The organism is Pseudomonas sp. G2-4, assembly GCF_030064125.1.
Lineage (GTDB): Bacteria > Pseudomonadota > Gammaproteobacteria > Pseudomonadales > Pseudomonadaceae > Aquipseudomonas.
Genome location: NZ_CP125957.1, coordinates 2,969,736 through 2,995,458 on the forward strand (window position 1 = coordinate 2,969,736; position 25,723 = coordinate 2,995,458).

A 25,723-nucleotide genomic window follows, 5' to 3' on the forward strand; every position below is an offset into this window, starting at 1 on the left:
CTTGCGGGTCTCCCTCTACGGCCGCCGTTTATCGCAGGTCTTATTCCTCTTCTTCCCGTTGCAGTTCGAACAGCAGCAGCGAACGTCCGGTAACAGAGTATTCGTAATTGAAATCGAAGCGCTCCTGGCCGCGTACCGCTGGCTGGTTAGTGTCGACCATGCAGGTCCAGAAACTGCCCTCCGGAACTTCCGGCAGGAGGAAGTTGACGATGTCATGGTGGGCATTGACCACCAGCAGCAACGTCGCATCACCACCCTTGCGACGGATACCGGTCTCCTGGGCGCGCCCGTCCATCAGCATGCCCAGGCAACGACCGTTGCTGTCATGCCATTGTTCGGTGGTCATCTCACTGCCGTCCGGCGCCAGCCAGGTCACGTCCTTGACGCCGATGTCCTCGTTGTAATTGCCCACGAGGAACCGCCCACGGCGCAGGATCGGGTAGGTCAGGCGCAATTTGATCAGGCGCTTGACGAACTTGAGCAACGCCGCGCCTTCCTCGCTCAGGTCCCAGTTGACCCAACCGATTTCGCTGTCCTGGCAATAGGCATTGTTGTTGCCGTGCTGGGTGCGGGCGAACTCGTCCCCGGCGACGATCATCGGTGTGCCTTGGGCCAGCAGCAAGGTGGCGAAGAAGTTACGCATCTGCCGATGGCGCAGCTCGTTGATCTCCGGATCGTCCGTCGGGCCCTCGACACCATGGTTCCAGGACAGGTTGTTGTTGCTGCCGTCCTGGTTGTTTTCGTCGTTGGCTTCGTTGTGCTTGTCGTTGTACGAGACCAGGTCATGCAGGGTAAATCCGTCATGGGCGGTCACGAAATTCACCGAGGCGTAAGGGCGGCGACCACGCTGGTTGAACATCTCGCCCGAGGCGGTCATGCGGCTGGCGAAATCGGCGAGTTGGCCGTCGTCGCCTTTCCAGAACGCGCGCACCGTGTCGCGGAACTTATCGTTCCACTCCACCCAGCCCGGTGGAAAGCCTCCCACTTGATAGCCGCCGGGGCCGCAGTCCCAGGGCTCGGCAATCATCTTTACCTGGCGCAGCACCGGGTCCTGGCGGCAGGCGACGAGGAAGCTGTGACGCTCGTCGAAGCCATCATGGTAGCGGCCCAGAATCGTCGCCAGGTCGAAGCGGAAACCGTCGACATGCATCTCCGTGGCCCAGTAGCGCAGGGAGTCGGTGACCATCTGCAAGACGCACGGGTGGCTCAGGTCCAGGGTGTTGCCGGTGCCGGAGTCGTTGATGTAGTAGCGTTTGTCGTCAGGCATCAGCCGGTAGTACGAGGCATTGTCGATGCCGCGCATGGACAGGGTCGGGCCCTGTTCGTTGCCTTCGGCCGTATGGTTGTAGACCACATCGAGGATGACCTCGAGCTTGGCTTCGTGCAGGTGGGCGACCATTTCCTTGAACTCGGCGATCTTGCCGCTGGCCAGGTACCGCGGGTCCGGGGCGAAGAAGGCGATGCTGTTGTAGCCCCAGTAGTTGGTCATGCCCTTGTGCAACAGATGCTGGTCATTGACGAAGGCATGGACGGGCAGCAACTCTACCGACGAAACACCCAGTTTGCGGATATGTTCCATCACGTCGTCGACCATCAACCCGGCGAAAGTCCCGCGTAGATTATCGGGCACCGAGGGGTGACGCATGCTGATGCCGCGCACATGGGTTTCATACAGGATGGTCTTGTCCCAGGGCACGCTGACACGCTGGTCATTGCCCCAGGTGTGGGCCGGGTCGATGACTTTGCACTTGGGCACGAACGGTGCGCTGTCGCGCTCATCGAAACTGAGGTCACCGTCGGGGTGGCCAATGGTGTAGCCGAACAGCGCTTCAGACCACTTCAGTTCACCGACCAATTGTTTGGCATATGGATCGATCAGCAACTTGTTGGGGTTGAAACGATGGCCGTTCTCCGGATCGTAGGCGCCGTAGACCCGGTAGCCGTAGATCATTCCCGGATGGGCGTCGGGTAGATAACCGTGGTAAATCTCGTCGGTGTACTCCGGCAGCTCGATGCGTTCGAGCTCGACCTCGCCGGCATCATCGAAAATACACAGTTCCACCTTGGTGGCGTTGGCTGAGAACAGTGCGAAATTGACCCCGAGGCCATCCCAAGTTGCACCGAGCGGAAAAGGCAGCCCTTCACGAATCCGCGAAGCCTCGATAACGGGCGGCGGCGTGGTTTGTTTTGGACGGGTCATAGTTGCTCCTGCAAAAGACAGATACGCAATGCTGTTCAAGTTAAGACGGGTGGTTGTGCGATGAACCCTGTGGCGAAGGGATAAATCCCCTCGCCACAAAGAGCTGTTTGCTTGAGATCAGCGAGGGGGGAAAATCAACTCGCTGGCGGCTTGCGTGCCGCCCGTGGCTTCTTGTTGGCAGGTTTTTCAGCGGGCGTGACCGCCGCTGCCGCAGGCTTGGCCTTGGCTGTGCTTTTGGGCGCGGCCTTGGCAGCGGTGCTTTTGGCAGCGGCAGGCTTGGCGCCGTCGGCCTTGGCAACCGCGGGCTTTCCCGCAGCCTTGGGCGGTTTGCTGGGTGCCAGGGCTTCGGCTTCGGCGAGTTTGCGAGCCATCTCCCAGTGACGTTTTTCGTGCCCTGTCGGCTTACCCTCGGATTCCCAGATTTGATAGGCGAATTCACGAATGCGTTTATCGTCGGTACTCATCGCGGTGCTCCTGACTGAACTCAAGGTTGGATAAAGACATTGACCGGGAAATTCCCCAGTGCGGCGCTGAGCATCAGCTCCCCTTGGGGTGTGACTGCTGTGCTTGAAAAAAGTCCCTTCAGTTTTTCATCCTCGGCGGCAAACGGTAACGCCACGCGGGTATCGCCCCAGTCCGATGCAGCCACCTGTGGCACGGCACTGTTTTCCAGCAGGCGGGCGGCATGGATCGGTACCACGACGACTGCCCGTTGTTGCTCGTGTTCTCGCATAAAGGCCAACACCCGTTGGGCGTGTTCACCGACCACCTGTAGCGGCTGGTAGCTGCCTTGGCGGAACAGCTGCGGGTATTCGGCCCGCAGGGCCAGTGTCCTGGCGATCAATGCCTGCTTGACCCGGCCGTCACGCCAGTCGTGTACCAGCGCTGCTGGGGTATTGTCGGCGTGCATCGCCTCACGGCGCGCCTCGAAATCCACCGGGCGACGGTTGTCCGGATCCACCAGGCTGAAATCCCAGAACTCGTTGCCCTGGTACAGGTCCGGCACGCCGGGCACGGTCATGCGCAGCAAAGTCTGCGCCAAGCTGTTGAGGGCGCCTGCCGCGGCAATGGCCTGGACCGCTTCGGCGATGGCACTGCGCAAGGGCACTCCTTCATCGCACAGCAGCAGCCGTTCGAGGAACATCTGGGTGGCTTGCTCATAGGCGTCATTCACCGCCGCCCAGCTGCTTTGCAACTTGGCTTCACGCAAGGCCTTGCGTTGCCATTGCCACAGGCGCTCGTTGTAGTCGGCCAGTGCCTTGGGGTCGTGTGGATCAAGGTCCAGCGGCCAGCTTCCGAGTAGCGCCTGGTACAGAATCAGCTCATCCCCGGCCGAGGGGGCCGCAGGGTCGCTGTGCAGCGAGGGCGAGAGGATGCGCCATTGTTCCACGCACGCGGTGTACCAATCGGGACGTTCGCTGAGCACCGCCAACCGGGCGCGGGTGTCTTCGCCGCGCTTGTGGTCGTGGGTGGCGGTGGTCATCAGGTTGTCCGGGCAATGTTCCAGCCGCTCAAGACAGGCGTTGTGGAACGCTTGAGGCGGGGCGCTGAAACGCTCGGTGTTATAGCCCACGTCATTGCGCGACAATAGCACTGCCGACCGATAGAGCGCGGTGTCTTCCACGGCCTTGGCCGCCGCTGGAGAGGTCAGTTGCTGGAAACGCACACAGGCATGTCGCAGGCGTTTGCGCTGACTCCCACGGGGGCGATATCGCCATGGCGTGCCGCCGAGCCAATCGGCCAGGTAATCGAGCACCGGCCAGTCGGCTTCACTGAGGGTTTGCCGGGCGCCTTCCAAGGCCTGGTTGAAAAACACCTCGTCCTCGGCAGAGCGACCCAACGGGTTGATGTACGTACGGTACACCGGGAAATGCACAATCAGTTCCTGCAACGCTCGCCGAATCGCACCCAAGGTCAGGTCGCGGGTCATCACATCGTCCCGAGCCACTTGCAGCAGGGCCTGGGCGACGCTTTCGAAGTCGCCGGCGAGGGAACCGTTGAGAATCTGCTGGCGAGCCAGGCGGGCTTCTTCGATGAAGTGTGCCGGGCGTTCGCTGTGACGGCTCCAGAACTCGGCAAGGGGCTCGGCACCGGCCGGATCATGCTGCAGCAGCGAGATCTGGTTCATGAATTCGTAACCGGTGCTGCCGTCGATGTTCCAGTCACGACGCAAGGTTTCGCCATCGCCGAGGATCTTCTCGATGAAAATCGGCAAGTGCCGCGACGGCGACAGTGAATCGACGCGTCTGCGCAATTTGCGGCAGTAGCCGCGAGGATCGGCAAGCCCGTCGATATGATCGATCCGCAGCCCGTCCACCAGCCCTTCGCTGATCAATTCGAAAATCTTTGCATGGGTGGCTTCGAACACGGTCGGGCGTTCGACCCGCAAGCCGCCCAGTTCGTTGACATCGAAAAACCGCCGCCAGTTGATGTCGTCCGCTGCGGTGCGCCAACTGGCGAGGCGGTAGCTCTGGCGCTCCAACAGCTGATGCAGGCGCTTGAAACCCTCGGACTCGAGGGAGTCGTAGCCGCTCAGGTTATCCTCGATGGCGGCGAGGATGCCCGGCTGTGTTGCCAGCTCCCGCAGCTCTACTTGCAGCGGGCGGGCGAGGGTGTGAGCGTCAGTCTGGTAATTCAACGTGGTAAAGCGCTCGGCCAGGGCCTTGAGCGCTTCGGCCTGCTCCGATGGCAGGGTCTCGGCGGGTTTGAGTAACTCGCCGTACTGCATCGGGCAGATGGGGAAGTGATGTTCGTAATGCTCGACGTAGAAGCTGCCTTGCGTTGCATCGAAGCGCGGCTTCAGCGTGCCTTCCTGCAAGGCGACGCCGTAGTCACTGCCCAGGAACGGCAGCAACAGCTGGCCTTCCATCAGCGGGTCCGGGGAGTGCCACTGGATGTCGAAAAACTCACCGTAGGGACTCAGGCGTCCCCATTCCAGCAGGTCCAGCCACCAGGGGTTGTCGTTGCCGCCGACGGCCATGTGGTTGGACACGATGTCGAGGATCAGTCCCATCCCGTGTTCACGCAGGGTCGCGACCAGGCGCTTGAGTGCGGCTTCGCCGCCTAGCTCCGGGTTGACCTGGGTCGGATCGACGACGTCGTAGCCGTGCATGGACCCGGCCCGGGCCTTGAGCAGTGGCGAAGCATAAATATGACTGATGCCCAGCGCCGAGAAGTACGGCACCTGAGGCACGGCATCGTCCAGGGTGAAACCCTTATGAAATTGCAGGCGAAGGGTCGCCCGTAGTGGTTGGGCCAAGGTCGGTTTCATCGGTCACGCTCGTTCGCCTGAAGTCGCGCGCAGGCGAGTATTTCCAGGCGCCGGGCGGCGTCTGGGGCATCCAGCAACGCCTGGCTGTCGTGGGCCAGGCGGCGACGCCAATTCGGGTGGGTGTCGGTGGTGCCGGGCAGGTTGGCCTGCTCGTCGATGCCCAGGGCATCCTCGAGCGGCAGTAACACCAGCGGCGCGCGGGTGTGGCCGAGGAAACGCACGCTGGCATCCAGCACCTCGTCGGTTTCGTGACGTTCTTCGCGAAAGTTCTGCGGGTCCTCGTTCAACACGTTGCGCAGGCCTTCGCGTTCACGCTCGCGGTGTTTGCGCCAGTCCATTTCGCTGTGGGAGTCGATCAGGTCCAGGCGGGCGTTCCAGTCGATATCATGACCGTGCCACCAGCCATTGAGGGTCGGCAGGTCATGGGTGCTGGTGGTTGCCAGGGCGTTGTCCGGCCAATCGAGGATAGGGTTGAAGCGAGTGTTGTCCTGTTCAAACAACAGCACGCGCATGCCCAGGATCGACCGGGCACTGAGCTTTTCCCGCAGGCCTTCGGGCACGGTGCCGAGGTCCTCGCCGAGCACGATGGCTTGGTGCCGGTGGGATTCCAGCGCCAACAGGCGCAGCAGGTCATCCAGCGGATAGTAAAGGTACGCGCCATCACAAGGCGGGGCGTCGTTCGGGATCACCCACAGGCGTTGCAGGCCCATGACGTGATCGATACGCAAGCCGCCGGCATGGGCGAAGTTGGCCCGCAGCATTTCAATGAAGGCGCGAAAGCCGTTGCGCACCAAGCCTTCCGGAGAAAACGCCGAGATACCCCAGCCTTGGCCGGAGCGGTTGAGAATGTCCGGCGGTGCGCCCACGGTCAGCGAAGCGAGCAGTTCGTCCTGCCGGCTCCAGGCCTGGCTACCGCCGCCATCGGCCCCCACCGCGAGGTCGGCGATCAGGCCGATGCCCATGCCACTGGATTTGGCCGCGCTTTGGGCGCGCTCCAGGCAGCGGGCGATCAGCCACTGGCAAAACGCGTAGTAGCCGATTTCGTCGGCGTTTTCTTCGGCAAAGTGGGCCAGCGCCGGGCTGCGGGGATTACGCCACTCTTCGGGCCAGTGGCGCCAGTCGAGGCTTTCCCCCCGAGCTGCGCGTTCGGCCTGCAAGGCTTCGAAGCGACAATGGTTTTCCAGGGCTTCGCCGCTGGTATGGCGGAAACTGCTGAAATCTTCATGCAGCGGATGCTCACCCTGGCTGAAACCGTCGTACAGGGCCCGCAGGACTTTCTGTTTGGCCTGGGCCGCCACCGGCCAGTCGACCAGCGGCTGCTCTTCCAGGCTGCGCAGTTGATTGGTCAAGCCAGTGGCATCGATGGCGGTGCGCAGGGCGCGTTCACCCAGAATGGTCCCCGGCGCCGCATACAGGCTGTTGAGGAACAGGCGGCTGGACGGCGAATAAGGGCTGTAGCGTCCGGTGTCGCTGCTGAACATCGCATGCATCGGGCTGATGGCCAGGGCATCGGCACCGCGCTCGCCGGCCACCCGCGCCAGTTCTTCCAAGGCCTGGGTGTCGCCGAAACCGCCATCGCCTGGGCGTCGTAGTGAATATAACTGTGCGCTCAGGCCCCAGGCCCGCGGTGTCGGCTCGTCCACCGCATCGGCCACGCTGTAGCAGCGGGCCGGCGCGACCGCCAGGGTAAAGTGCTGGTCCTGGATGCGAACGTGCTGATAACCCACCGGGATCATCCCCGGCAGCTTGGCATCGGCGTCGAGTTTCAGGTTCAGCGTCGCGCCGTCCTCGAGTTTGATCTCGCAGGGCGTTGCGGCTTCGAAATAGCGGCTCAGGTCCACGCTGGTCCCGACGTCGGCGGTGATCAGCGGTGGCAACTGATGGTTCTGCTGGGCCTGTTGCAATTGCTGCAAGCTGGCGTCGATTTCCTGGGCGCTACCCGCCGGATGGCCGAGGCCAGTCAAGACTGAGCGCAGCACGGCAGGCGAGACTTTTTGTGCCCGGCCGTTCGCGTCTATCCAGTCGACTGCAAGGCCTGCTCGACCGGCGAGGATTTCAAGTTGCGCATCGCTCATAGGCGCTCTCCAGTGATGTTGGGCAAGTTTGTCGCCTGCGTCAGACTGACCAGAGCGCTGTAGGGCGCAAGGACGCCCTGTTGCAACAGACCCATGGCTTGGTGCGGATGTTCGAAAAGAATGTGCACCTCTTCTGGAGCGGTGTGTTCGAGCGGTTGGTCGCTGAGGTTCAGGTCGATGCGCAATACGCTGCCGTCGCCCAGCCGCCAGCGTGCGCTGACGGCGCCATGGCCCAGGACATCGGCGCCCAGGGCTTGGGCACCGGGCAGGCGCGGGACGATTTCTTCACGGCGGATCTTCAGCAATTGGCGGTACAGCGCCTCGGTGGCGTGCTGATGAGAATGCTGGGTTTCGAACACCGGCCGCGAGGCCTCGAAGGTACCGACGTCGTTGGGGTCGGGAATCCGTTCGCGCTTCTCGGGGTCGGCGAAGGCGCTGAAGGCCGCGAACTCGTTGCGCCGGCCTTCGCGCACCAGTTCCGCCAGTTCGCCATGATGGCTGGTGAAAAACAGGAACGGGTGTTCGGCGGCCACTTCATCGCCCATGAACAGCAACGGAATCATCGGTGATAACAACAGCAGGGCGATCGCCGCGTGCAGGGCCTGGGGCGGCGCCAGTTGATGCAGGCGTTCCCCCAGGGCTCGATTGCCGATCTGGTCATGGTTCTGCAGGAACAGCACGAAGGCGCTGGGTGGCAAATGACCGCTGGGTTCACCCCGGGCCTCGCCGTGGCGGTTGGTATGGCCCTGGAAGACGAAACCCTGGCTGAGGCAGCGGGCCAGTTGCTCCGTCGGTTGCTCGGCATAGTCGGCGTAATAGGCATCGGTCTCGCCGGTCAGCAGCACATGCAGGGCGTTGTGGCCGTCGTCATTCCATTGGGCGTCGTAATGCTGTTCCAGCAGGCTGGCCTGGTTGTGTTCATTTTCCACGGTCAGCCAGACATGTCGCGCAGGGTCGATCTGTTCCCGGACTTTTTCCGCCAGCTCATGGAGAAAGTCAGGGTCTTCAATGGCGTGCACGGCGTCCAGGCGCAGACCGTCGAAACGGTATTCCAGCAGCCACATGAGCGCGTTGTCGATGAAGAAGTCGCGCACCTCGCGGCGCCGGAAATCAATGGCTGCGCCCCAGGGCGTGTGCTTGTCTTCGCGAAAGAAACCCTTGGCGTAGCGGTGCAGGTAGTTGCCGTCGGGGCCGAAGTGGTTGTAGACCACATCCACAATCACCGCCAGACCATGCCCATGGGCACTGTCGATCAGATGCTTGAGCTGTTCCGGCGTGCCGTAGGACGCCTGGGGGGCGTAGGGCAGGACGCCGTCGTAACCCCAGTTGCGATCGCCCGGAAACTGCGCCAGCGGCATCAGTTCGATGGCGGTCACGCCCAGTCCGGCCAGGCGTGCCAAATGCTGTTCGACACCTTCGAAACCACCGAGGGCACCGACGTGCAATTCATAGATGACCGCTTCGTGCCAGGGCCGACCGGACCAATTGGTGTGTCGCCATTGATAAGCATGTGGATCGACCACCACGCTGTGACGGTCGATGTCACCAGCCTGGGCTCTGGATGCCGGGTCCGGGACTTCCAGCTCGCCGTCGATGTTGTAGCGATAGCGGGTGCCAGCGGGGCAACGGGTCTGGATCATGAACCAGCCGTCGGCTTGGGGTAGTAGCGGTATGGAATCTCCAGTGTCGAGTTCGACACTGACAAAAAAAGCGTCCGGGGCCCAGAGGGCGAAGCGGGTGTGCTCATCATCGAGCATGACCGCGCCATGGGTCCAGGTTTCAGGCGTCCTTGACGGCATTGTTACCTCATTTTCTGACCGATTTACCCAGTGACTTGGCCACCAGTTGTTCGTAGAGATCGGCGTAGGGTTCCACGGCCTGAGACCAGTTGAACGGTGCCGACATGGCGCGGCAGCGCATGGCGTTGAGCAAGTCAGGAAAGGCGAAGACCTTGAAGGCCCGGCCCAATGCCTGTTCGTAGCTCTCCACAGTGGACTCATTGAACAGGAAGCCGGTGATACCGTCCTCGATCGTGTCCGCGAGCCCACCGGTATTGCGCGCCACCGGCAGCGAACCAAAGCGCTGGGCGTACATCTGGCTCAAGCCGCAAGGCTCGTAGCGCGAAGGCATCAGTAGGAAGTCGCTGCCGGCGAACATCCGTCGGGCGTCGGTTTCATTGAAGCCGATGCGCACACCGATGCGTCCGGGGAAGCGCAGTGCCAGTTCGCGCATGGCTTGTTCTTCCTCCGGCTCGCCACGGCCGATGATGGCGATCTGACCACCCGACTCGACGATGAATTCGGCGACGGCTTCAGTCAGGTCCAGGCCTTTCTGATACACCAGGCGCGACACCACGGCGAACAGCGGACCCGTGGAATCGTCGAGGCCGAACAGGTCGCGCACATGGGCGGCGTTGACAGCCTTGCCCTCCCAGTCACCCATGGCGAACTGGCGGAACAGATGCGTGTCGGTGGCAGCATCCCAGCTTTCATCGATGCCGTTGGGAATGCCGCTGAGCAGGCCCTGTTGTGTCTTGGCCGAGAGGAAACCGTCGAGCCCGCAACCGAATGCCGGGGTGGTGATCTCCTGGGCGTAGGTGGCGCTGACCGTGGTGATATGGCTGGAGTAGGCCATGCCGGCCTTGAGGAACGACAACTTGCCGTAGAACTCCATGCCTTCCTGTTGCAGCGCGTGCTCCGGGATACCCAGTTCCGGGCAGGACGCCAGGCTCACCACGCCCTGATAGGCCAGGTTGTGGATGGTGAACAGGGTCGGAGTGCGTTGGCCGCGCCAATGCATGTAGGCCGGCGCGAGCCCGGCGGGCCAGTCGTGGGCATGCACGAGATCGGGGCACCAATGGATCTGGGCAAGGTTGGCGGCGATGTCGGCCGCAGCCAGGCCCAGGCGCGCGAAGCGGATGTGGTTGTCGGGCCAGTCGCGACCATTGTTGGCACCGTAAGGTGAACCTTCGCGGGCAAAGAGCTCCGGGCAGATCAGGACGTAAACCACCAGGCCGTCAGGCATGTCCATGCGCCCGATCTTGCAGGGCGGCAGTGCGGCATGGCCGCCGAGTTCGCCAATGATGTGGATCGGGTTGCCGCTGTTCATCACCTGCGGATAACCGGGGATCAGTACCCGGACATCATGCAGACCGGCCATGGCCCGGGGCAGTGCGGCCGAAACGTCGCCCAGGCCGCCGGTCTTGACCAGGTCGGCGATTTCCGACGTTACGAACAATACCTTCTTGCGATTGGGATTCTGTCGAACGACGGGGAGCAGTGCCTTGCCGCCGGTGGCCAGCACCGGTGCCGTCGGCGATTCAGCCGCCGGCGGTAATTGAGAACGGACTTGCTGTGGTTCCAAGGCAGCACTGATCATAACTATCTCCCATATTCTTGATCTGTTCCGGCAAGCGCCAGAGCTGTTGTTTCATTGGCCGAATCCTACGGCCAGGCGCACAAGCGCTACGCAAGGAAGGCAAAGCGCTGCCCAATGCGGCGAAGCGAATTAGGTGGAGGGGCCGCTACAAGTGCTTGTGCAAGGAATGCACCAGCGGCTATTGCCCTACCTTTAACCTGACCTGTCGCCGTTGTGAAAAGTTTCGACTTTTTTTCGGTTGGATGACCGGTAGGTTTTTCCCCCAGTTTGGCAGTCTAGGTCAGAACGTAGAGCGGTGCGGCTCGCTTCGTCGCATTGTCGGACAATCACGGATATTGTCGGCAATGTCTTACACGACGAAGGGAAATACGTACCGACGAAGTGCAGGTTTTTGTAGCCAGAAAAGTGTAGGGGGAAGGCGGTGTTTCATTGGTGTGCGCGATGGCATGGCGTGATGCACCATTGGGGGGCGCTTGAAATGGAGGCGTTTTGATGGCCATTTTCAGCGTTGGGAAAGGCTATTGCGGTGGGAGTGGGCTTGCTGTTCACTTCAGAAAAACGGTGGTGCTTCCGGAGGGGGACGCGCCGTTTTTTGGCAGCTTTTGGTTTGTGTGTATATCCGTTGCTGCGGTAACGGCTACTTAGGGTTCCGCCCTTACGGCGGGTCACTTTTGGAGAGCGCCAAAAGTAACCAAAAACGCTCTGCCCCACCACTTGGCACCTCGCCTAGGCTCGGTGTGCCCTCACTCCGGCATTGCTCCGTGGGCCGCCGCGAAGGACCATCCATGGTCCAGCGCGGCTACCTCGGCATCCATGCCGAGGTGCCCACGGAGCAATGCCAGCGTTCGGCCAGCGTGGTTAATGGGGCGCCCAGATCAAGATCAAGATCTAAAGCAAAGCAAGTGCGGGCATCTCCAGCATCTATGTGGCTGAACCACCGCTATCGCGAGCAAGCTCGCACACATGGGGTTGCGGGGGTTCACAACATCTGCACACGACACAAAAACCTGTGGGAGCGAGCTTGCTCGCGATGAGGCCAGCCCTTTCAACATCTTCATTGACAGTGACATCGCCTTCGCGAGCAGGCTCGCTCCCACAGGGGAAACGCGGTCCCACCCAAACCAGGCCGGCTCTCAGGCCGCCTCGCGGCGGACGTTGATCTCGGCGCCCCGTTAACCACGTTCGGGCATGCCGAGCCCTAGCGAGGCACCGAGTGGTGGGGCATAAGCGTTTTGCTTACTTTTGCGCTTTTCAAAAGTGACCCGCCGTAAGAGCGGAACCATAAAAAGCCGTTACCGCAGCAACGGATATACACCCAAAACTACGCCCCCAAATAAAGACGCGCAACTATTGACCCCCCGAAAAACAGCAATCAATAATCGGCTCTTACGGCTCGACGCCGCAGCAGCAAAGTCAATCCCAGCCCAGTGATCGACAACAACGCAGCACAGAAAAAGATCGACGAATACCCCAGGTTCAAAGCCACCGCCCCCATCAACGGACCGGCAATCGCCAACGCCAGGTCAAAGAACACCGCATAGGCACTCAACCCGGCGCCCCGACTGGTGTTCGGCACCTGCTTGATGGCCTCCACACCCAGCGCCGGGTACACCAGCGACAGCCCAAAGCCCGCCAGCCCCGCGCCGATCAGCGCGAACGCGGTGGAAGGCGCCAGCCAAAGCAACACCAACCCAAGGGTTTCAATGCTCATGCAGACAATGGCCGAGCTGAAGCCACCGAAGCGGGCGATGCTGGAAATGAACAATAACCGCGCCAGAATGAAGCAGATGCCAAAGACCGTCAGGCACCAGGCCGCGCCTGCCCAGCCACGACTGACGTAAAACAATGTGATGAAGGTGGTGAGCGTGCCGTAGCCGATCGAGGCCAGGCACAGACTCGTCCCATAGGGCGCGATACGTCCAAACACCGCCCAGAAGGGCAGGCGCTCGCCGCGAATGACCGGCACCGACGGCTTGTTGCGAATCATCAACAGCGCCGCACCGGCCAGCAATGACAAGGCGATCCCCAGGCTGGCGAAGCCCAATTCACCGACCATCACCACCCCCAGCGGCGCGCCGATGGCGATGGCGCCATAAGAGGCGATGCCGTTCCAGGAAATCGAGCGGGCCGTGTGTTCCACGCCGACCTGGCCCATGCACCAACTGATGGTACCCACGCCAATCAAGCCTTGGGCCACGCCGAGCAACAAACGGCCGGCAATCAAAATCAGCAGGCTGGGTAGCGGGAAACTCTGCAGCAAGGTCGAGATCAACGTCAGCACGCCGCTGAGCACAATCCCCGACAACCCGTAGACGATCGCCCGTTTCGTGCCGACGCTGTCCGACAGCCGTCCGGCCATGGGGCGGCTGAGCAGGGTCGCCAGATACTGTGAGCCGATGGTCAGCCCGGCCACCACCGCGCTGAAGCCCAGCTGTTCGTGGACATACCCCGGCAACACGGCAATCGGCAGGCCGATGCAGAGAAAGGCGATGAAGGTATAGAAAACGATGGAGACGATCTGCAAGGTGACCGACAGGGAGCTGGGGGCAGAGGAGGGTGTGGGCATGGGGCTCGTTCGCGGGCGGCGGTAAGAGAGCCTCATCATGGCGCGAGGTGGGGATAAAAGAAAGCAGGCTAACTAAATGTGTTTGGCAGGCTGGATTGAAGTGGTATGTGCTGCCGCCATCGCGAGCAAACTCGCTTCCACAGGTTTTCTACCCTTGAAATACAAAAAGCCCCGTCACAACGGACAGGGCTTTTCACTTGCAGCTTCAAGCTTGCAGCTCAGAACTGCCCTTAGAACACCACACCCTGACTGCGCAGGTAATCATCGTAGGTGCCGCTGAAATCGACCACGCCGTCGGCGCTCAGCTCGATGATGCGGGTGGCCAGGGACGATACAAACTCCCGGTCGTGGCTGACGAAAATCAGCGTACCCGGGTAGTTTTCCAGCGCCAGGTTCAGCGCTTCGATGGATTCCATGTCCAAGTGGTTGGTCGGTTCGTCCATCACCAGCACGTTTGGCTTTTGCAGGATCAGCTTGCCGAACAACATGCGACCCTGTTCACCACCGGAAATGACCTTGACCGACTTGAGGATCTCGTCGTTGGAGAACAGCATGCGACCCAAGGTGCCACGCACCAGTTGTTCGCCGCCCTGGGTCCATTGGCCCATCCAGTCGAACAGGTTGACGTCATCTTCGAAGTCGTGGGCATGGTCCTGGGCGTAGTAGCCCAGCTCCGCGGCGTCGGTCCATTTCACGGTACCGGCATCCGGCTCCAGTTCATTGACCAGGGTGCGCAGCAAGGTGGTCTTGCCGATGCCGTTCGGGCCAATGATCGCCACGCGCTCGCCGGCTTCGACGGTGAAGCTGAAGTCCTTGAACAGCGGCTTGCCGTCAAAGCCTTTGGCCATGCGCTCGACAATGACCGCCTGGCGGTGCAGTTTCTTGGTCTGCTCGAAGCGAATGAACGGGCTGACACGGCTCGATGGCTTGACCTCGGCCAGTTGGATCTTGTCGATCTGCTTGGCGCGAGAGGTGGCTTGCTTGGCTTTCGAGGCGTTGGCCGAGAAACGGCTGACGAACGATTGCAATTCGGAAATCTGCGCTTTCTTCTTGGCGTTGTCCGACAGCAGTTGCTCGCGGGACTGGGTCGCCACGGTCATGTACTCGTCGTAGTTGCCCGGGAACAGGCGCAGCTCGCCGTAGTCCAGGTCCGCCATGTGGGTGCAGACACTGTTCAGGAAGTGACGGTCGTGAGAGATGATGATCATCAGGCTCGAACGCTGGGTCAGCACGTTTTCCAGCCAGCGGATGGTGTTGATATCCAGGTGGTTGGTCGGTTCGTCGAGCAGCAGCACTTCCGGGTCGGAGAACAGCGCCTGGGCCAGCAGCACACGCAGTTTCCAACCTGGCGACACTTCGCTCATCGGGCCGAAATGCTGCTCGATGCCAATCCCCAGGCCCAGCAACAGTTCGCCGGCGCGGGATTCGGCGGTGTAGCCGTCCATCTCGGCAAATTCGGTTTCCAGCTCGGCCACGGCCATGCCGTCTTCTTCGGTCATTTCCGGCAGCGAGTAGATGCGATCGCGCTCGGCCTTGACCTTCCACAGTTCCTCGTGGCCCATGATCACGGTATCGATCACAGTGAATTCTTCGTAGGCGAACTGGTCCTGGCGAAGTTTACCCAGGCGCACGTTCGGCTCGAGCATCACCTGGCCGCCGGACGGCTCGAGGTCGCCGCCGAGGATTTTCATGAAGGTCGACTTGCCGCAACCGTTGGCGCCGATCAGACCGTAGCGGTTACCCGCGCCGAACTTGACAGAGACGTTTTCGAACAGTGGCTTGGCGCCGAACTGCATCGTGATGTTAGCTGTAGAGATCAAAGGTTTATCCTGCGGAACATTCAGAGTAGCTAAGGGTGCGGCAGTACCTGTTCAGTACCTGTTTGCGCGGGTCCCGACCGCGCAAAGGCGTCGCGGTCGCAAGCGCAAGGGTCCATCCGGCATAAGAGGACAGCAGCATACGGAGCGCCTGGCCCGAATAGACGTGCGCCGAAGCCGGGTTTCCGGTATCGGCCAAAGGGGGCGCGTGATGTTTGGCGGCGATTGTACTGATCTGGCCGCATTAACGATAGGGTATTGCCTGGGCATGACAGTTTTTCACACTTGAAGGATAACCTTCGGTTACAAACTCTGATTAAAATGCCATCTCACCCGATGTCATCCCCTTGCCAACTCGGCTGGCTGGGAGAAGCAACCTGTTCACTCCTGATGTGTGACGGAATCTGTGAAACTCATCATTGTCGCGATCTACATCCTGTCCATCGGCTATGTTCACCTGCGTGGACGCGTCCGGCATGCGCTGCCACGCCAGTTGAGCGACCACTCGTCCTTTCTTGCGCCGATCAATTGCCTGCTTTACCTGTGCTCCAGACTTCCCAACAAACCTTTCCTGAATCCGGCGGATTTCCCGGACCTGAGTCCGTTGCAGGCTCATTGGGAAGAGATCCGTGCCGAAGGCCAGAACCTGCTGCAAGCGGGAGAGATCAAGCGTTCCAATCAATACGATGACGTGGGCTTCAACTCGTTCTTCAAGACCGGTTGGAAACGTTTTTACCTGAAGTGGTACGGCGACAGTCATCCTTCGGCGATGAAACTGTGCCCGCGGACCACGGAGCTGGTGCAGAGCATCGGTTCGATCAAGGCCGCGATGTTTGCGCAATTGCCGCCGGGGTCGAAGCTGGTGCGTCACCGTGACCCGTATGCGGGGTCCTATCGGTATCACCTGGGCCTGGATACGCCCAACGACGCCGGTTGCTACATCAATGTCGATGGTGAGCATTACCATTGGCGTGATGGCGAAGCGGTGATGTTCGACGAGACGTTCATTCATTACGCCGAAAACACCACCGACCATAACCGCATCATCCTGTTCTGCGATGTGGAAAGGCCCATGACATTTCGCTGGGCCGCTGCGTTCAACCGCTGGTTCAGCCGCAGCGTGATGGCCGCCGCCGGTGCCCCCAACGATGTTGGCGACAAGACCGGTGCGCTGAACCGGGCGTTTTCCAGGCTCTACAAAATACGGCTCCAGGGTAAAGCGCTGAAGAAACGCAACCGCAAGCTGTATTACCTGCAGAAATGGGCGTTCTTCGGCGGGTTGCTGGCGATTTTTGTCTGGATCTGAGCGCCGTTCCGTCAGTCGTTGGGTTTCTGCGCCTCCAATTGTTCCCACATCCTGGCCGTGATCCGCTGTCGATGGTTGTAGCCCTCCCACGGATCGGCGCCCAAGCTCCTGGCCCGTTCAAGTGCCGTATGAATGTCCCATTGCTGGGCGTTGCGCAAACCGTCCAGCTCGGCGCGGGCAATCGGTACGGATACCGGCAGGCCTGGCCGGGCACGGACCGAATAGGCGGTCACCGTGCTGGCGCCCCGGGCGTTGCGCAAGTAATCGACGAATATTTTGCCGACGCGGTTTTTCGGCCCCATGGTGGCGGTGATCTGTTGTGGCATTTGCCGGGTCAGAAACTGGGAGATGGCCTTGGCGAAAGCCTTGGTGCTGTCCCAGCCTTCACTTCGTGCCAACGGCACGATGATGTGCATGCCTTTGCCGCCGCTGGTCTTGAGAAAGGCCTGCAAACCCAGCTCATCGAGCAGCGCCAGGGTCTGGCGGGTCGCTTCGAGCATGGCGCTCCAAGGCAGCGACGGATCGGGATCCAGGTCCAGGACGAACAGGTCTGGCGTTTCGATCCGGTCGTGGGTCGCGGTCCAGGTGTGCAATTCCACCGTACCCATTTGCGCCGCGCTGATGAGCGACTGCACATTATCGATTTCCATCAGGGCGGCATGTCCAGGGTCCAGGGCCGGATCCAGTTGTTTGATATGGGGAATGTCCAGGCGATCAGCGTGTTTCTGGAAAAACTGCTCCTCGCCGATCCCGTCCGGAGCCCGTAACAGGGCAACGGGCCGCTGCCTCAGATGGGGCAGTATCCACGGGGCAATGTCGGCGTAATACTGCGCAAGTTCCGCTTTATGGACGCCGCTCACGCTGTCGATGACGCGCTCGGGGTGGGTAATCGCCACACCGCCGACTTCCACGGCGCGGGTTTTGTTGCGGCGCTGGGGCTTGGGTGTCGGGGTTTTTATCGGCATGGGCTGTTCGCGGACAATCCTGCCGGTGGCGGTGTTTTCCGGCAGCCCTAGGAAAACCGCCTGACGTACCAGGCCGTCACGGGTCCATTCGGCAAATTCGACTTCACAGACCTGAGTCGGCTCTACCCAGTGCACGCTGCGGCTCTGCGTGGCATTGAGCGGTTTGGCCAGCGGCGCTGTGTCACGCTCTTGGGTACAGAGTTGCTCATGTAGCTGTTTGAGCTGGGATTGAGTGAATCCTGTGCCGACACGGCCGGCGTACACCAGTCCCGACGGCCCGTTGACCGCCAGCAACAGCGCGCCGAAACCGTTGCGCTTGCCTTGCGCACGGGTAAACCCGACGATCACGAAGGCTTGACGCAGCCGGCACTTGAGCTTGACCCAGTCGGCGCTTCGCCGGGACATGTAGGGGCTGCCCAGGCGCTTACCGACCACGCTGTCCAGTGAAAGGGCGATGGCACTTTCGAACATATCGTGCTGGCTGGCGGAAAATGCCTCGGAAAACCGCAGACGCTTGCTGGCGTTGTTCTTCAGGACCTTCTTAAGTGCCGCGCGGCGTTCTTCCACCGGCTTGTGGCGCAGGTCGACGCCATTGAGATACGGCGCATCGAACAGGAAATACACCATGTCGACGCTGCGCCCGATCTCGAATGCCTGGCGCAGGGCGGCGAAGTCAGAGTGCCCGCTGTCGTCCAACAGGACCAACTCACCGTCTAGCCAACTGTCCCCCAGGTTCAACTCGGCCAAGGCGTCGGCGTGCAGCTTCAGGCGGTCGGTCCAGTCCTGCTGAGTCCGATTGAGCAAACGCACTTCGCCGTGTTCGATGCGGGTCAGCAGTCGATAGCCATGGAATTGCACTTCATAGAGCCACTCCCCGGACGGAGGTTGCTCCACGGGCGTGGCCAGCTGCGGCGACAGACGTGCAGGAAGGCGGTTTTCATCGATCGTCTTGGTCCGGCGAGCGCGTCGGGGGGACGATGCTTCGTCCTGCTCGACATCGGGCAAACGGGCATATTCACTCTCGGCATTGGCCATGACAGATTCCCTTGTATTGCAGGCGCCCGGGTCTAGCCCCGAGAGGCCTTGGTGGCTTTTTTAGCGGGAGCGGACTTGCTGGTCTTCGTCGGTTTTGCGGCAGTTTTCGCGGCGGGTTTGTCCGCCGCCTTGCCTTTGCCACCCAGGCTGCGCTTGAGCAGTTCGGTGAGGTCGATGACATCGGCGGTCTTGCGTTGTTCTTCCCCGGGATCGGTTTCCACCGCTTCCAGACGACCTTCATTGGCCTTCTTCTCCACCAGTTCCATGATCTTGTCTTCGAAACTGTCGCGGTATTGTTCCGGCTCCCAGTCGGCGCTCATGTCTTGCACCAGGCGCTTGGCCATGTCCAGCTCTCCCTTGGCCAGGGTTGGATGAGTGACCTCGTCGCCCAGTTCCAGGATGTCCAGGTCGCGCACTTCCGCCGGCCAGCGCAGCATGACCAGCACCAGGGCCGATTCCAGGGGCATGAGGGCCGCCAGGTGCTGGCGGGTGTGGAGCACGACGTGGGCCAGGGCCACCTTGTTGGTCTTGATCAGGGTTTCACGCAGCAGGGCATAGACTTTGCCGCCGCGTTTGTCCGGTGCCAGGAAATAGGGGGTGTCGATGTTCTGCAGCGGGATTTTTTCGCTGTCGACGAAGGAAAAGATATCGATGGTCTGGGTGGACTTGGGATGGGCAGAGCGGATTTCTTCTTCGCTGAGCAGCACATACTGGCCTTTTTGGTATTGCACGCCTTTGACAATGTCTTCCTTGGTCACTTCTTTTCCCGTGACCTTGTTGACCCGCTTGTAGCCCACCGGGTCCATGCTGCGTTTGTCCAACCAGTCGAAATCCACACCCTGGGACGAGGTGGCCGACACCAGTGCCACAGGAATGTGGACCAGTCCGAAACTGATTGCGCCTTTCCAGATTGCCCGTGCCATGGTGGAGTTTCCTTACGGATGGATTCGTCTTTCTGGTGACCTTGGCGGTCGAGGAAAAGTTTCCGTCGCGCGCTGCCACACGTTCTTCGAGACGCTTCGTTACATCTTCAGGCGGTTTTTTTACTTAACAACCGCGAACCTGCGGCGTAGCGTGTTTTCGATATGCCTGAATCCATGAGGAGTTCCGATGAACAGGCTGCTGATTGCCATCATGACGTTACTGCTGAGCGCCACTGTCCAGGCCGCCATGCCTGGCGAGGAACCGTTGCTCGTGGCCCAGAATCTGCCCGGCAACAACAACCCCTATAACAGCCCGACTCGCCGGGCCAACCCCAATAGCATGCAGGGCACCCGGCCCAACGTGCCGATGATCCACAACAACCCGACGATTCCTGCCCCCCGTCCGCCAACCCTGGAAAACGGTGGCATCGGCAATGGCTACCCGCGTTCCGGCAAGCCGCCGGCCTCGCCACGGCCCACCCTCGAATACACGCCGCCCCCCAGGAATACGAACAACCGCGATCGCTAGGCGCTGAAACCTGGCTGTTTCTTTCCACCCACAGAAGGATGTGTGCATGTTGCGTAAAACACTCCTGGCCGTAATTTGCGCCAGCGCTGTTCTGACCCTTGCCACGCCGGTTTCTGCCGCGCAAACCCAGTCAATGAAAAGCGAGGATGGCACCCTGGAGGTGACCACGGTGGTCAAGGGCCTGGAACATCCCTGGGCGCTGGCGTTCTTGCCGGATCAGCAAGGCATGCTGGTCACGGAGCGCCCCGGCAACCTGCGACTGGTGAGCCCCGACGGGCATTTATCGGCGCCGTTGAGTGGCGTCCCCAAGGTCTGGGCCAAGGGCCAGGGCGGTTTGCTGGATGTCGCGCTGTCGCCGGATTTCAAGCAGGATCGCACCGTCTACCTGTCCTATGCCGAGGCCGGTGAGGACGGCAAGGCCGGCACCGCCGTGGGCCGCGGGCAGCTGTCAGAAGACTTGAAGAGACTGGACAGTTTCGACGTGATCTTCCGCCAGCAACCCAAGCTGTCCACGGGCAACCACTTTGGATCGCGCCTGGTTTTCGACCGGGATGGCTACCTGTTCATCACCTTGGGGGAGAACAACGACCGTCCGACGGCCCAGGACCTGGACAAGTTGCAAGGCAAGATCGTGCGCATCTACCCCGATGGCAAGGTTCCGGACGATAACCCCTTTGTCGGCCAGAAAGACGTACGTCCCGAGATCTGGGCCTACGGCATCCGCAATCCTCAAGGGGCCGCCCTCAACCCACGCAACGGTACGCTGTGGGAGAACGAGCATGGGCCCAAGGGCGGCGATGAACTGAACATCATCGAGCGTGGCAAGAATTACGGCTGGCCGTTGGCGACCCACGGTGACAACTACTCCGGCGCTCCGATTCCCGAGGCCCAGGGCAAGACGGTGCAGGGCACCCTTGGCCCTTATCATGTCTGGCAGGTGTCGCCGGGGCTCAGCGGCATGGCGTTCTACGACAATGATCGCTTCAAGGCCTGGCAACACAACGTGTTCATTGGGGCACTGGTATCCAAGAACCTGATCCGCCTGCAATTTCAGGACGATAAGGTCGTACACGAAGAGCGTCTACTCGGTGAACTCGACGAACGTATCCGTGATGTCCGCCAGGGGCCGGATGGTTACCTGTATGTGCTGACGGATGAAGGCGACGGGGCACTGTATAAAGTCGGGCTTAAATGACGTGACGAGGACCACAAGAGCCGATCTAGGTGGCACTTGAGATTTGCCATTGACTTGCTGCCAACGCACCGCTAATTTCCAGTCATGACTTTTAACGTACTGCGCAGCCAGCCAAGCATTATTACCGCCATTCCTTATTTGGCGGGCTAGCTGACGACTGCACCCAACCCGCCCTAGAGGCGGGTTTTTTCTTTCTGTCTCCAGGGTTGTATCCAAACCAGGAGACCGCGATGACCGCCACCCGCCCCGAACAAGCCCTGCTGGAACACTACGTCAAAAAGATTCTGGCCGCGCCGGTGTACGAACTGGCCGTGCGTACGCCATTGCAAGCGGCCCCTGCGTTGTCCGAAGCCCTGGGTAATCAGATCCTGCTCAAGCGTGAGGACCTGCAACCGACCTTTTCCTTCAAGATCCGCGGTGCCTACAACAAGCTGGTCCAGTTAACCTCGGAGCAGCGGGCTCGCGGCGTCATCACGGCTTCTGCTGGCAATCATGCCCAGGGCGTGGCGCTGGCGGCGCGGGAACTGGGTATCTCGGCCAGCATCGTCATGCCCCTGACCACCCCGCAACTCAAGGTGCTGGGCGTGCGCAACCGGGGCGCCGAAGCGTTGCTGTACGGAGAGAGTTTTCCGTTTGCCTTGGAGCATGCGCTGGACCTGGCGCGGCAGACCGGGCGGGAGTTCGTGTCGCCTTTCGATGATCCGGACGTGATCGCGGGCCAGGGCACCGTGGCCCTGGAAATCCTCCGTCAGCACCCCGGCAGGCTGGACGCCATTTTCGTCCCGGTCGGTGGCGGTGGGCTGATCGCCGGGATCGCGGCCTACGTCAAGTACCTGCGACCGGAAGTCCGCATCGTGGGTGTCGAGTCGCAGCACTCTGCTTGCCTGCAGGCGGCGTTGGCGGCCGGAGAACGGGTGACGCTACCGAGCGTGGGCACCTTCGCCGATGGCGTGGCCGTCGCGCAGATCGGCGCCCATGGTTTCGAGATCTGCCGCTTTTGTGTCGATGAGGTCATGACGGTCACCAACGACCAACTCTGCGCCGCGATCAAGGACATCTATGACGACACTCGCTCAATCACTGAGCCCTCGGGCGCCTTGGCGGTGGCAGGCATCAAGCAGTACGTGTCCAGGACCGGTGCCCAAGGCCAGACCCTGGTGGCCATTGATTCCGGTGCCAACATCAACTTCGATAGCCTGCGACATGTGGCTGAGCGCGCGGCCGTAAATGCAGTTTGTCGGCCGAAACATACTTTTCTCGGAGCAGGCGACGGATGCCCTCTCACCCAGCCCCAATAGGGGCTAATCTAACTTCGGCAGGAAGAAAGTACTTGCAGTTTGCATGGTTTTTTTATCGTTTCCTTGCATTCTGCATGACCGGTCCGGCGCCTCTTCAAGCTAAGTGATTGATTTCGATCAAGTCAGAGGGTCGTGAATTCAGGCACATTAATTGCGGGATGGTCCAGGAGTCCGCTGCTCGGGCTCATTGATTAGAAGCGCCAAAAAACGAACGAACGAACGGCACGGCATTCGTAGTCCCAGTCCGCATGGAAGAAAACGGACGAAAATACCGCCGTTGTACATAAATTGGCCGCCTCAACAGGAGAGAGTTGCCATGTTTTTATCTGCCCTCGAAATGCGAAACATCATTGAAAGCAGCTTGCTGCCCAAGCGCTCGCAATGCACGTTGTCACCCGATTTGTCCATGACGATCAAGATCTACGACGATCATCAAACCGACCGCGTGGCCCTGGTGAAAACCGGTATCGATGCTCAAAAACTCACGGGTTGCCGCGCAATCAATGATTTGATTGCCGAGCTGCGCACCGAACTCGATCAGAACCACGGTCAGAACCAGCACCACAATCCCGTCGGTAACCATTTTCATCAGCTCCATCGGATGACCGGGCGCTAAAACGCACGCCCTGTTCAATCACATCGACGCCTGGCCTGGTCATTGTCCGAGCTGGGCGTTCCTTTGTCCGCTATCTGTAGCGGTTTGGAACGTCAGCTCAACTGTTGCCGGTAAGGCAGGTCTGGCCCGGTCTTCGAGCAAGTCAGGGCCGCAGCGCGTATGGCGAAGTCAAGCATGGCGCTGATCTGATCGCGGGTCAGGGTTTTCAGCCCTTCAATCGAATCCAGTTGCTGTTCAGTGAGCCAGGTAATCAACGCGGCCTGGAAGGTGTCGCCTGCGCCCACGGTGTCGGCGATCTTCACCGGGCAGGCGGGCATCGACCATGAGCCGTGTTGGCGACTGAACACCGTCGCGCCCTGGCCGCCGCGCGTCAGGAATACCAGCTGGCAACGATGCTGCAACCAGTCATCGATCACCGCTTGAGGTTCAAGCTCGGGGTAGAGCAGGCCCAGATCTTCGTCGCTGACCTTGATCAGGTCGGCATATGGCACCAGCGTTGCGATCCGCGAGCGCCACAGGTCGATATCCGGCTGTGGATTGAGGCGTACGTTCGGGTCCAAGGTGATCAGGCGCTTGCCGCTTTCGCGCTGCGCCAAGGCAAGCAGGGTGTCGGCAATCGGCTGCACCACCAGGCAGAACGAGCCGAAATGCAAACCGCGCACCTCGGGGCCCAGCGTCGGCAGATGCGCGGGGCTCAACTGCCGGTCCGCGCAGCCTTCGCCGCGAAAGCTGTAATGGGGTGACCCGTTGGCGCCGACGGCAACCATCGCCAGGGTCGTCGGTGCGTCGAAATCCACCAGGTATTGCGCGCTGACGCCTTCGTTGAGCAGCACCTGCTGCAAGCGGCGGCCAAGGTAGTCGGTGGACAGCCCGGCAAACAGCGCCGACTCAACGCCCAGGCGCCGCAAGCCAACCGCCACGTTGAACGGCGAGCCGCCGGCAATGGCCTTGAAGTTCACTTGCGAGGCGGGGCCACCCGCTTCGTTTTCACTGAAAAAATCAAACAGCGCTTCACCACACACCAGATACATAGTTGAACGCTCTCAAAGGGTTGCGACGTGTTGTCGATAAAGTTCATAAGCTTGTTGGGACGCCGCCACGTGCTCGGTGATGGGCCGGGTTTCACTGCCCAGGTCGAGCTTGACGCAGCGCTTGCACAATTCGGCCAGGTTTTCCTGCGCCCCTGAATGGCACCACGCCGCCTGAATGGCCGCGCCCAGGGCGGCAGCTTCGCTCTGCTCGGTGCATATGACCGTGGTATTCATGATGTCGGCGACGATCTGCCGCCACACCGGGCTCTTCGAGCCGCCGCCGATCAGGCGGATGCTCTGGGCCTGGAGCCCGTTGGCGCGCAACAGGTCCAGGCCGTAGCGCAAACCGAAGGTCGTGCCTTCGACCACGGCCCGGCACAGGTTGGCCCGGGTCAGGTTGGTGGCCGTCAGGCCGAGCAGGCTGCCGGTGGCTTGGGGCAGGGCGGGGACGCGCTCACCGTTGAGGAACGGCAGCATGCACACGCCCTCGGCGCCAATCGGCGCCTGGGCCACCAAAGCGTTGAAGGCTTCGATGTCCAGGTCCAGCAACTCGCGTATCGCCCCGGTGGCATTGGTCAGGTTCATGGTGCAGATCAGCGGCAGCCAGCCACCGCTGGAGGAGCAGAACGTCGCCACCGACGCTTGCGGGCTGACTGCAGGTTCGGCGGCATAAGCGTATACGGTGCCGGAGGAGCCGAGGCTCATGGTGATCACGCCGGGCTGGATATTGCCGGTGCCGATGGCGCCCATCATGTTGTCACCGCCACCGCTTGCCACCACTGCATTCGGGTTGATGCCCAGGTGCGCGGCGATGGCCGGCAGGATCCGACCGACCGGTTGGTGAGCGTCGATCAGTTCCGGCAACGCCGATTGCAAGCGGCCGCTAGGGTCGATGTGTTGCAGCAACGGCACGTCCCATTGACGGGTACGCACATTGAAGTAGCCAGTACCAGAGGCGTCGCCGTATTCGCTGCAACGGCGGCCGGTGAGCCAATGATTGAGGAAGTCGTGGGGCAGCAGGATGCTGGCGATGCGGGCGAAAAGCGCTGGATGCTGCTCGCGGGTCCACAGCAGCTTGGACACGGTGTATCCGGGAGCAATGACCACACCCAGGCGTTCCAGGGAGCCCCTTTCGCCGCCCAAGTGCGCCAGCAGTCGATCGTTTTCCGGAGCGGTTTCGGTGTCGCACCACAGCTTGGCCGGGCGCAGGACCTGGCCCTGGTCATCGAGCAACACCAGGCCGTGCTGCTGGCCGGAGACACCGACGCCGAGGATGGCCTGGCCATCGACCCCGGCGGCGGCCAGCGCCTGATGTGTGGCCTGGGTGAACGCGTCAAGCCATTGCTGGGTGTCTTGTTCGCGGCATCCGTTAGGGCCGCTGATCATGTCGTGTGCAGCGGCCCCCAGGCCCAGCACCTGGCCGCTGGCGGCGTCGAGGATCAGGGCCTTGGTGCCTTGGGTGCCGCAGTCGATGCCTAGGAACAGCTGTTGGTTTGCCATAAAAATCCTTGGTCGTCA

17 protein-coding genes are annotated in these 25,723 nt (G+C 61.1%); 5 read left to right on the plus strand and 12 right to left on the minus strand.

The window, feature by feature from the left end:
- Positions 1-40 precede the first annotated feature (40 nt).
- From glgX to QNH97_RS12775, 8 genes are all read right to left on the minus strand, one after another.
- Positions 41-2,200, minus strand: a complete 2,160-nt coding sequence (gene glgX, locus QNH97_RS12740; RefSeq protein ID WP_283557146.1) for a glycogen debranching protein GlgX — start codon at positions 2,198-2,200, stop codon at positions 41-43.
- 134 nt (positions 2,201-2,334) lie between these two features.
- On the minus strand, positions 2,335-2,664 hold the full coding sequence (locus QNH97_RS12745; protein ID WP_283557147.1) for a DUF2934 domain-containing protein: 330 nt from the start codon (positions 2,662-2,664) through the stop codon (positions 2,335-2,337).
- 20 nt (positions 2,665-2,684) lie between these two features.
- The gene (locus QNH97_RS12750; protein ID WP_283557148.1) at positions 2,685-5,471 is read right to left on the minus strand and encodes a malto-oligosyltrehalose synthase; all 2,787 of its coding nucleotides are present in this window, start codon (positions 5,469-5,471) and stop codon (positions 2,685-2,687) included.
- A complete protein-coding gene (malQ, locus tag QNH97_RS12755) occupies positions 5,468-7,546 on the minus strand; it encodes a 4-alpha-glucanotransferase (RefSeq protein WP_283557149.1) in 2,079 nt (692 codons plus the stop codon). The genes QNH97_RS12750 and malQ overlap by 4 nt, the downstream gene beginning before the upstream one ends.
- Positions 7,543-9,345: a malto-oligosyltrehalose trehalohydrolase gene (gene treZ / locus QNH97_RS12760; protein ID WP_283557150.1), complete on the minus strand. Its 1,803-nt coding sequence runs from the start codon at positions 9,343-9,345 to the stop codon at positions 7,543-7,545. The genes malQ and treZ overlap by 4 nt, the downstream gene beginning before the upstream one ends.
- Positions 9,346-9,352: 7 nt before the next feature.
- Positions 9,353-10,924, minus strand: coding sequence for a glycogen synthase GlgA (gene glgA, locus QNH97_RS12765; protein ID WP_283557151.1), 1,572 nt, complete (start codon positions 10,922-10,924; stop codon positions 9,353-9,355).
- A 1,372-nt stretch (positions 10,925-12,296) separates the two neighbouring features.
- A complete protein-coding gene (locus tag QNH97_RS12770; protein WP_283557152.1) occupies positions 12,297-13,490 on the minus strand; it encodes an MFS transporter in 1,194 nt (397 codons plus the stop codon).
- Positions 13,491-13,720: 230 nt separating this feature from the next.
- A complete protein-coding gene (locus tag QNH97_RS12775; protein WP_003181279.1) occupies positions 13,721-15,310 on the minus strand; it encodes an ABC-F family ATPase in 1,590 nt (529 codons plus the stop codon).
- 403 nt (positions 15,311-15,713) lie between these two features.
- Here QNH97_RS12775 and lpxO point away from each other — a divergent pair, with 403 nt between their 5' ends.
- Positions 15,714-16,613, plus strand: coding sequence for a lipid A hydroxylase LpxO (gene lpxO / locus QNH97_RS12780; RefSeq protein ID WP_283557153.1), 900 nt, complete (start codon positions 15,714-15,716; stop codon positions 16,611-16,613).
- An 11-nt stretch (positions 16,614-16,624) separates the two neighbouring features.
- On the opposite strand, the gene ligD is transcribed toward lpxO, so the two are convergent.
- Both ligD and ku read right to left on the minus strand, forming a co-directional pair.
- Positions 16,625-18,613, minus strand: coding sequence for a DNA ligase D (ligD, locus tag QNH97_RS12785; RefSeq protein WP_283557154.1), 1,989 nt, complete (start codon positions 18,611-18,613; stop codon positions 16,625-16,627).
- Positions 18,614-18,645: 32 nt separating this feature from the next.
- A complete protein-coding gene (gene ku, locus QNH97_RS12790) occupies positions 18,646-19,536 on the minus strand; it encodes a non-homologous end joining protein Ku (protein ID WP_283557155.1) in 891 nt (296 codons plus the stop codon).
- 187 nt (positions 19,537-19,723) lie between these two features.
- Between ku and QNH97_RS12795 the strand changes: the two genes are divergently transcribed.
- From QNH97_RS12795 to QNH97_RS12810, 4 genes are all read left to right on the plus strand, one after another.
- Complete coding sequence (locus QNH97_RS12795; protein ID WP_283557156.1) at positions 19,724-20,065, plus strand: hypothetical protein; 342 nt, start codon at positions 19,724-19,726, stop codon at positions 20,063-20,065.
- 46 nt (positions 20,066-20,111) lie between these two features.
- On the plus strand, positions 20,112-21,260 hold the full coding sequence (locus QNH97_RS12800) for a PQQ-dependent sugar dehydrogenase (RefSeq protein ID WP_283557157.1): 1,149 nt from the start codon (positions 20,112-20,114) through the stop codon (positions 21,258-21,260).
- A 230-nt stretch (positions 21,261-21,490) separates the two neighbouring features.
- Entirely contained in the window at positions 21,491-22,558 is a 1,068-nt protein-coding gene (gene ilvA, locus QNH97_RS12805; RefSeq protein ID WP_283557158.1) for a threonine ammonia-lyase, biosynthetic, read from the plus strand.
- 316 nt (positions 22,559-22,874) lie between these two features.
- On the plus strand, positions 22,875-23,174 hold the full coding sequence (locus QNH97_RS12810) for a DUF1652 domain-containing protein (RefSeq protein ID WP_283557159.1): 300 nt from the start codon (positions 22,875-22,877) through the stop codon (positions 23,172-23,174).
- Positions 23,175-23,266: 92 nt separating this feature from the next.
- On the opposite strand, the gene QNH97_RS12815 is transcribed toward QNH97_RS12810, so the two are convergent.
- Both QNH97_RS12815 and xylB read right to left on the minus strand, forming a co-directional pair.
- Entirely contained in the window at positions 23,267-24,205 is a 939-nt protein-coding gene (locus tag QNH97_RS12815; protein WP_283557160.1) for a carbohydrate kinase family protein, read from the minus strand.
- Positions 24,206-24,217: 12 nt separating this feature from the next.
- Complete coding sequence (gene xylB, locus QNH97_RS12820; RefSeq protein ID WP_283557161.1) at positions 24,218-25,705, minus strand: xylulokinase; 1,488 nt, start codon at positions 25,703-25,705, stop codon at positions 24,218-24,220.
- Between the last annotated feature and the right edge of the window lie 18 nt (positions 25,706-25,723).

What these genes read in the sequence shown, in the direction of transcription:
- glgX (WP_283557146.1), bottom strand. Translation starts at nt 2,200, where the DNA reads ATGACCCGTCCAAAACAAACCACGCCGCCGCCCGTTATCGAGGCTTCG.
- QNH97_RS12745 (WP_283557147.1), bottom strand. Translation starts at nt 2,664, where the DNA reads ATGAGTACCGACGATAAACGCATTCGTGAATTCGCCTATCAAATCTGG.
- QNH97_RS12750 (WP_283557148.1), bottom strand. Translation starts at nt 5,471, where the DNA reads ATGAAACCGACCTTGGCCCAACCACTACGGGCGACCCTTCGCCTGCAA.
- malQ (WP_283557149.1), bottom strand. Translation starts at nt 7,546, where the DNA reads ATGAGCGATGCGCAACTTGAAATCCTCGCCGGTCGAGCAGGCCTTGCA.
- treZ (WP_283557150.1), bottom strand. Translation starts at nt 9,345, where the DNA reads ATGCCGTCAAGGACGCCTGAAACCTGGACCCATGGCGCGGTCATGCTC.
- glgA (WP_283557151.1), bottom strand. Translation starts at nt 10,924, where the DNA reads ATGATCAGTGCTGCCTTGGAACCACAGCAAGTCCGTTCTCAATTACCG.
- QNH97_RS12770 (WP_283557152.1), bottom strand. Translation starts at nt 13,490, where the DNA reads ATGCCCACACCCTCCTCTGCCCCCAGCTCCCTGTCGGTCACCTTGCAG.
- ligD (WP_283557154.1), bottom strand. Translation starts at nt 18,613, where the DNA reads ATGGCCAATGCCGAGAGTGAATATGCCCGTTTGCCCGATGTCGAGCAG.
- ku (WP_283557155.1), bottom strand. Translation starts at nt 19,536, where the DNA reads ATGGCACGGGCAATCTGGAAAGGCGCAATCAGTTTCGGACTGGTCCAC.
- QNH97_RS12795 (WP_283557156.1), top strand. Translation starts at nt 19,724, where the DNA reads ATGAACAGGCTGCTGATTGCCATCATGACGTTACTGCTGAGCGCCACT.
- QNH97_RS12800 (WP_283557157.1), top strand. Translation starts at nt 20,112, where the DNA reads ATGTTGCGTAAAACACTCCTGGCCGTAATTTGCGCCAGCGCTGTTCTG.
- ilvA (WP_283557158.1), top strand. Translation starts at nt 21,491, where the DNA reads ATGACCGCCACCCGCCCCGAACAAGCCCTGCTGGAACACTACGTCAAA.
- QNH97_RS12810 (WP_283557159.1), top strand. Translation starts at nt 22,875, where the DNA reads ATGTTTTTATCTGCCCTCGAAATGCGAAACATCATTGAAAGCAGCTTG.
- QNH97_RS12815 (WP_283557160.1), bottom strand. Translation starts at nt 24,205, where the DNA reads ATGTATCTGGTGTGTGGTGAAGCGCTGTTTGATTTTTTCAGTGAAAAC.
- xylB (WP_283557161.1), bottom strand. Translation starts at nt 25,705, where the DNA reads ATGGCAAACCAACAGCTGTTCCTAGGCATCGACTGCGGCACCCAAGGC.